Genomic DNA, 2139 nt, shown 5'->3' on the forward strand with positions numbered 1-2139 from the left:
GTGTTTCTCCTTTTATCGCTCCTGTTTTCTCACAAAGATTTGTAAATATAGGCAAAAAATATAATAAAAAGTTTTTGAAAATTGTATCTTTTTGGGCTTTTCTGAATAAAATACTTGAATTTTGTGTATCAATTTGCAAAGGGTTTGTATAAAAATCTAAACCCATTTTAAAAACATCATCAATCTTTTTTAAGATTGTTTTCGTCAATGGTTTATTAAAGTCAATTTTTGCATTAATTTCTCTTTGCAAATCCTCTTTTGAGAGTTTAAAAAGCTCCAATAAATACTCTAATCGGCTCACATTAATTTGTATTTGCATTACTCTTTTGGCGTTTTCCTAATGAGGTTTAAAATTAAGCTAGATTGTATCAAAAAATTCCTAAGATACTATTATTCTACCTTAACCTTTTGCCTTAAGCCTTTTGTAAGAGTGAAGAGGGAATCTAAAGTTGCTACAATTTCTTTTTGCTCTTGTAATGGTGGTAGGGGGATTGGGAGATGAATAAGCTTTTCTTTATTGAGTGTTTCTCCTTTTATCGCTCCTGTTTTCTCACAAAGATTTGTAAATATAGGCAAAAAATATAATAAAAAGTTTTTGAAAATTGTATCTTTTTGGGCTTCTTCGGCTAATGCCCCAGAATGATAATTTGCCTTTTCATGTTGAGGCAAAACTGAAACATCTCTATAAATTTTTGGAATAATAGACACTATACCCTCATTGTAAAACCCATCAAAACCCAAAAAACTTGTTTTGCCGATAGTCAATTTAAAGCTTAAAAGCAATGTGCCTTTAGGAGTTATAGAATCGCCAAAGCAATCTTGCCTTGCCTTTTGACTAATACATTCTTTTGTGCTGGTAATTGTTTCTCTCTCAAGCATATCACCAATACTTACCCAATGGTAATCATTTGGCTTCCAATATTCAATAATTTCTCTTTTAGGTGTTTTCCCTAACACTATCTCGCACACTTCTCCCAATCTCACCCATACCCAAGATTGTGGAATCTCAAAGGGTGGGGTGAAAGTGTTTTGAAAATTTGACTTTTCAATAGTATTTATTGTGGTTGGGGATTTTGTATGCTCCTCATTTTTCAAACTCCAACATCTTGAGCACCCTTGCGGGGTTGCCCCCGACTATCGCATTTGGCGGGACATCTTTGGTTACCACGCTCCCAGCGGCGATAATAGAGTTTTCTCCTAGGGTTACGCCCGGACAAATGGTAGCATTAATCCCTATCCACACTCTGTCTTTGATGATTATGGGCTTGCAAAAAGTCGCTTGACGATTATAGGGATTAAAGTCGTGGTTAATCGTTGTGAGGCAGACTTTAGGGGCGATAAAGACATCATCGCCAATTATGATACCACCCCTATCCATAAAGGTGCAGGCTTGATTCATAAAAAAGTTTTTGCCCACGCGGATATTTTTCCCAAAATCTACATAAAAAGGCGGGATAATCCACACACTAGAATCCACCTCTTTACCTATAATCTCGCTAAAGATTGCCCGCACTTCCTCTTGGCTATGGTGGAAGCTATTGAGCTTGTGCGTGAGGGCAATGGTATTTTGTATCACTGCTAGAATCTTTGCAAATTCAGGGTCATTCATATCAATTAGCTCTCCTGTCAAATCCCTCGTGAAAATATCCCTATCTGTGCTTGGTGCAGGCATACTTCTGCTTGAAAAGCTCGCTTGTGAAAAGGCTGGGTGCGAAGTGGTGGATTTTTTCTTGTGTGAAGTAGTTTGTAAGTTGGTTTGTGAAACTTGATGTAAGTTATCCTGTGAATCTAAGTGCGAAATTGCGAGCTTTTTCTCTGAATCTTGGTGCGAAGAGGTAGGGTGTGAATCTAGGTGTGAATTGGTTTGTGAGCTAGTCTTTGAAATTTGGTGTGAGATTGCTTGTGAATCTGTTTGCAAGACTGCATCCTGTGAAGTGTTTTGTGAAAAATTAGGCTTTTTCATTAATGCTCCTTTATTTAAAGTTTATTTTTAAGTTATCAAATTGATAAACTTGATACATTTCCACTTGCAATTTCCTTTGTCATTCTTAAAGCTTTGTGTAGCACGACTGAAGAATCTAGCAATTCTTGTCATTACTAAATAATATACTCTTTACTTCTGTCATTCTTAGGCTTTAA

The 2139-nt window shown here is 36.2% G+C and carries 3 protein-coding genes; all 3 read right to left on the bottom strand.

Annotated elements, in window-relative coordinates:
- Positions 1 to 319 (bottom strand): hypothetical protein (locus CQA44_RS11900; protein ID WP_258865043.1); only part of this gene is annotated, 319 nt, incomplete at its 3' end.
- Positions 320 to 390: 71 nt separating this feature from the next.
- The gene (locus tag CQA44_RS11905; RefSeq protein WP_115547407.1) at positions 391 to 1095 is read right to left on the bottom strand and encodes a restriction endonuclease subunit S; all 705 of its coding nucleotides are present in this window, start codon (positions 1093 to 1095) and stop codon (positions 391 to 393) included.
- Complete coding sequence (locus tag CQA44_RS11910) at positions 1085 to 1963, bottom strand: sugar O-acetyltransferase (protein WP_258865044.1); 879 nt, start codon at positions 1961 to 1963, stop codon at positions 1085 to 1087. The genes CQA44_RS11905 and CQA44_RS11910 overlap by 11 nt, the downstream gene beginning before the upstream one ends.
- Positions 1964 to 2139 lie beyond the last annotated feature (176 nt).

The sequence above is a fragment of the Helicobacter sp. MIT 14-3879 genome, assembly GCF_003364125.1.

Coding starts and splice junctions, on each gene's coding strand:
- CQA44_RS11910 (WP_258865044.1), bottom strand. CDS start 1,963: ATGAAAAAGCCTAATTTTTCACAAAACACTTCACAGGATGCAGTCTTG.